We start from the raw sequence: 572 nt of genomic DNA on the forward strand, positions 1-572 counted from the left end.
GGTCCGGTGCCGTGGAGCTGGCGGCGAAGGTGATGCCCAGGCGCCGCAGCTCGGCCTTGCCGCGCACGGTCAGATCCGTGGTAAAGCGAAACTGCTGGCGGGCGTCGATGGGATAGGCGCGCAGCCGATAACGGGTGCCCCAGGGCTGTTCCTGTGCAACCACCGCAATGGGCTGGTCGAACGCCAAGTAAGGGCTCGTGAGGGCTACGTCCTGCAGCGCGGCGAGCACGCCTGCGGCGTCGTGCGCCGGGTGCAGGTGGAAGTCCGCCGTGCATTGGAGCTGCGGGCTGCCGTTGTTGGCGTTGCTGATGGCGCCGGACCAGAGCTTCAGGTGCGGAATGGTCACCAGGTTGTCGTCCGGGGTAACCAGGCTCAGGGCGCGCATGCCCACATGCGTGACCTCGCCGTAGATGCCGTCGATCTCCACCCAATCGCCGTTGCGGTAGGGGGCCTCACCAATGGCGACGATGCCGGCGACGAGGCTGCTGGCGTAATCCTTCAGCGCAAAGCCGAGCGCCAGGCCCAGGGAGCCCAGCACCGCCACCATGTTCTGGAAGGACGGCTCGATGATC

Annotated in this window: 1 protein-coding gene; it reads right to left on the reverse strand. The window is 67.3% G+C overall.

From position 1 onward, the window contains the following. The coding region (locus CKO25_RS20770) for a mechanosensitive ion channel family protein (RefSeq protein ID WP_200389841.1) at window positions 1-572 on the reverse strand (572 nt) is incomplete at both ends.

The organism is Thiocapsa imhoffii (assembly GCF_016583985.1).
Classification (GTDB): Bacteria; Pseudomonadota; Gammaproteobacteria; order Chromatiales; family Chromatiaceae; genus Thiocapsa; species Thiocapsa imhoffii.